This is a genomic window from Halorubrum sp. AJ67, assembly GCF_000513435.1.
On sequence record NZ_CBVY010000014.1, the window covers coordinates 68,780 to 72,832 of the forward strand.

The 4,053-nt window shown below is 69.5% G+C and carries 4 protein-coding genes and 1 pseudogene; 2 read left to right on the forward strand and 3 right to left on the reverse strand.

Going from position 1 to position 4,053, the window contains the following annotated elements; translation table 11 throughout:
* Positions 1-192 precede the first annotated feature (192 nt).
* Positions 193-609 (forward strand): thiol-disulfide oxidoreductase DCC family protein, encoded by a 417-nt coding sequence (locus tag BN903_RS11410; RefSeq protein WP_048077840.1) that lies wholly within the window; start codon positions 193-195, stop codon positions 607-609.
* A gap of 16 nt (positions 610-625) precedes the next feature.
* Here BN903_RS11410 and BN903_RS11415 read toward each other — a convergent pair whose 3' ends face one another.
* The 3 genes and pseudogenes from BN903_RS11415 to BN903_RS18475 form a co-directional block, all read right to left on the reverse strand.
* On the reverse strand, positions 626-1,159 hold the full coding sequence (locus BN903_RS11415) for a dihydrofolate reductase (protein WP_048077841.1): 534 nt from the start codon (positions 1,157-1,159) through the stop codon (positions 626-628).
* Positions 1,159-2,187, reverse strand: coding sequence for a thymidylate synthase (thyA, locus tag BN903_RS11420; protein ID WP_048077842.1), 1,029 nt, complete (start codon positions 2,185-2,187; stop codon positions 1,159-1,161). The genes BN903_RS11415 and thyA overlap by 1 nt, the downstream gene beginning before the upstream one ends.
* 179 nt (positions 2,188-2,366) lie before the next feature.
* Positions 2,367-2,962 (reverse strand): annotated as a pseudogene (locus tag BN903_RS18475) (metal-dependent hydrolase).
* Positions 2,963-3,121: 159 nt separating this feature from the next.
* Between BN903_RS18475 and BN903_RS11430 the strand changes: the two are divergent.
* Positions 3,122-4,053: alanine--glyoxylate aminotransferase family protein (locus BN903_RS11430; protein ID WP_048077875.1), on the forward strand; the 932-nt coding region annotated here is incomplete at its 3' end.

Here is a 4,053-nt window from a genome sequence, read left to right on the forward strand (position 1 = left end):
CGCCCGCGACCGAGAGGCTTCGAGCCATGATCTTGGAGTCCAACTAGTTGGAGACGCGGAGGAATCAGTATAAGTTTTCCGTGCGACGGCGCGCGGTCGCCGTCGCGTGGTCGCCGTCGCTCGGCTTCCGGGGGGACTCGGTCCGATCGCACCGGAATCCTGAACTGCGGCGGCGGCGTACGATTACGGGTGATGGACGGGGACATCCCGGAGGACGCCGCGATCATACTGTTCGACGGCGTCTGTAACCTCTGTAGCGGGTTCGTACAGTTCGTCCACCCCCGCGACCCGGAGGGGAAGTACCGGTTCGCCTCCCTCCAGTCCGAGGTCGGACAGGCGCTGCTGGCCGAACACGACCTCCCGACTGACGAGATCGAGTCGATCGTCCTGATCGAGGACGGCGAGAGCTACGTGAAGTCGGCGGCGGTCATTCGGATCGCGACGGGACTCGGCGGCCGCTACCGGCTGCTCTCCCCGTTCCGATACGTCCCCGCGCCGGTCCGCGACCGCGTGTACGACTTCGTCGCCGAGCACCGATACCGCTGGTTCGGCAAGAAGGACCGATGTATGATGCCGTCAGGGGACGTGGAGTCGCGGTTCATAGAGTGAGAAAACGCGGCGGCGGTCAGTTCGCGCCGCGTCGCTCGTAGGTGACGAACGCGAGGTCGTCCGCTCTCTCGCGGTCGGTTTCGGCCCATTCCTCGGCGTCCCACTCGGGGAAGCGCGCGTCGCCGCCGGGACGCTCGGGGATCTCGGTGATTACCAGCTGGTCGGCGCGGTCGAGGAACTGCTCGTACACCGTCGCGCCGCCGATGACGTAGACGGCGTCGACGCCGCGGTCGGCGGCGTCCGCGGTCGCGCGAGAGACGGCCTCATCGAGGTCGTGTGCGACGACCGCGCCGTCGGAGAGATCGCCGTCGTCGATCGACCGCGTCGTCATCACGACGCTGGTCCGGTCGGGGAGCGGGCCGCCGAGCCGGTCTCTGATCCCCTCGTACGTCTTCCGGCCGACGATCACCGGGTGGGCGGTCGTGAGCCGCTTGAAGTGCGCCAGATCCGCGGGGTAGTGCCACGGCATCCCGTCGTCGTCGCCGATCACGCCGTTCTCGGCGACCGCGGCGACGAGGACGAGGTCGGGATCGGCGTCGTCGCCCGCCATCACTCCGCGACCGCGAACGAGATGCCGTCCGCGCTCTCGTAGTCGACGAGTTCGACGTCGTCGTACGTCAGTTCGTCGAGCGGCGCGTCCGCGATCTCGATCCGCGGGCGGTCGCGGGGCGTCCGCGAGAGCTGTTCGAGCAGGCCGGGCACGTGGTCGTACCCCTCCTGTCCGTTCGGCTCGTCGGGCGCGGTGCGCTCGACCCAGCTTTTCACATCGAGGTACTCCTCTTTGCTCTCGACGTTCGCGAGCCGCTCTTGGACGTACTTCAGGTTGTTCGCGTACCACTTCCCTCGGTCGCCGCGGCCGCAGTAGACGTGGGCGTCGACGACGGTGTGACCGAACTCGCCGACCTCGAAGCCGGTCCGCTGGGCGAGCGCGTTCGCGAGCAGCGCGTACGCCGCGATGTTGAACGGGACGCCGAGCGCGATGTCGCCCGAGCGCTGCGTGAGGTGGAGATTGAGCCGCCCGTCCTGGACGTTCACCACGAAGGTGTAGTGGCAGGGCGGTAGCGTCGAGACGGCGGCGTTCGCCGGGTGCCACGCGTCCACGACCATCCGGCGCGAGTGGGGGTTCTCCGCCAGCGTGTCGAGGACGTACCCTATCTGATCGAACGTGCGGCGTTCCGTCCCATCGTCGGCCTCCTCGACGGTGACCCAGCGGTGCGCGTCGTCGGGCCACGTCTCGCCGGGGAGCGCGGCGTCGTCCGCCGGAACCGGATAACGTCGCCAGAACCGGCCGTACGCGGTGTCGAGCTTCCCCTCGTCGTCGGCCCACGCGTCCCAGATCTTCGTCTCCTCGCGGAGGTTCCGGATGTGCTCCTCGCCGGAGAGGTACCACAACACCTCGTGGATGAGCGAGTTCCACCGGTAGCCGTCCATCTTCTTCGTAGTCAAGAGCGGGAACCCCTCGGCGAGGTCGATCGTGTACTGCCCGCTGAACGTCGCGATGGTGTCGACGCCGGTCCGGTTCGGCTTGTACGTGCCCGTCGAGAGCGCGTCGTCGACGAGGTCGAGGTACTGTTGCATGGTGGGTCGTGCGCGCCGGAACCGACCCGGTCGCCGGCGCGGACTGTTGTCGGATGAAACGAGTCGGGACACCTAATAACGTTGATCCAGCCGGCGACGTCGACCGTGATCCGAGTCGGTTCGCGGGAGACCCGGCCGGGCGGAAACGGCGAGGCCGCCGCGACGGCCGCGACGACGCCTCACCGATACCGCTCGGGGAGGTAGGGGTCGAGGCGTCGGGGAGCAGCCGGATCAGCGCCGCCGCGATCTCCGCGAGGCGTCGGCGCAGGACGGCGTACACGGCCGCGACGACGACCGTGCCGATCACGACCTCGCGGAGCGGGCTGTTGACCAAGAGGAGGAGGGGGATCGCTAGCGCGACGCAGATCGCGAGGTCCTCGACCGCGCCGTCGTACCGGACGCCGCGGTGCGGGGCGACCCACTCCTCGCGGTAGTGGTCGTACACCGCGCGGTCGGAGTTGCCCTCCCACGGCCGGAGCTCCAAGCCGCCGCCGAACACGTCGGCGACGCTGTGGAGCGCCGCCCCGAGGAGGAAGAGGGCGACGGCGACGGTGACCGTGGAGGGAGCGAGGAGCGCGGCCAGCGTCGCCGGAACCGCGAGCGCGGAGTAGTAGACGGGGTAGTGGAACGTCTTGCGGTGCCCGGTGTACATGTCGAGGTCGGGGAAGAGACCGCCGAGGAAGCCGGCGGCGAACCCGACCGGGGCCAGCTCCGGCGCGACCCGAACCAGCGGGGCCGCGAGGAGCATCCCCGCGAGCACGTGGGTCGGGAGCATCATCGTGGCGGAAACGAGGCGACAGAACGATATGAACGTGTCGGGTTCCCGTGGAGTCGTTCCCGCGCTCCCGCAGGTCATTTTCGTGTTCCCGCGCTCTCGCAGATCGTTCTTTCGCTCCCGCGGTCCGTTTATGTTCGCCCGGCCAAACCGGGGCGTATGCTCATGACGCCGGGACCGACCGCGGTCCCCGAACCGGTGCGCGAGGCGATGTCCCGCGAGCTGATCAATCCCGACGTGGACCCGCGATTCCAGGAGATATACGGTCGGGTCACGGAGCGACTCGCGACCGTCTACGGCGTCGATTCGAGGGGAGCCGAGAACGCAGGCGCGGACGACCGGGGAAGCGCCGCGACCGCCGAGCGCGACGTGGTCGTCCTCGGCGGCGAGGGAATCTTAGGGCTGGAGGCGGCCGTCGCCTCGCTGGTCGAACCCGGAACCGAGGTGTTGTGCCTGTCGAACGGGCTCTACGGCGAGGGGTTCGCCGACTTCGTCGAGTCGTACGGCGGCGACGCGACGCTGGTGGCGGCCGACCACGACGAGCCGCTCCCGCTCGACGCGCTCGACGAGGCGCTGGCGGCCGACGACGCCGACTTCGACCTCGCGACGATGGTCCACTGCGAGACGCCGACCGGGACGCTGAACGGTATCGACGCCGCGCTCGACCGGATCGAGGCCGCTGACGGGGAGATACTCACGGTCGTCGACGCCGTCTCCTCGCTCGGCGGGGTGGCCGTGCCGACCGACCGCATCGACGTGTGTCTCGGCGCGTCCCAGAAGTGTTTCAGCGCCCCGCCGGGGCTCGCGACAGCCGCGGTGAGCGACCGCGCGTGGGCCGCGATGGAGGAGCGGGGCCCGCACTCGCTGTACGCGAATTTCCTCCCGTTCCGCGACGTGAGCGACGAATTCCCGTACACGCACCTGACGACCGAGGTCGTCGCGCTCGACGCGGCGCTCGACCTATGGCTGGCGGAGGGGCTCGACGCGGTCCGGGAGCGACACGAGACGGCCGCGGCGCGGTGTCGCGAGCGCGGCGCGGCGTTGGGGTTGGAGACGGTCCCGGACTCGGAGCGAAGTTCGCCGACCGTGAC

Coding starts and splice junctions, on each gene's coding strand:
- BN903_RS11410 (WP_048077840.1), top strand. CDS start 193: ATGGACGGGGACATCCCGGAGGACGCCGCGATCATACTGTTCGACGGC.
- BN903_RS11415 (WP_048077841.1), bottom strand. CDS start 1,159: ATGGCGGGCGACGACGCCGATCCCGACCTCGTCCTCGTCGCCGCGGTC.
- thyA (WP_048077842.1), bottom strand. CDS start 2,187: ATGCAACAGTACCTCGACCTCGTCGACGACGCGCTCTCGACGGGCACG.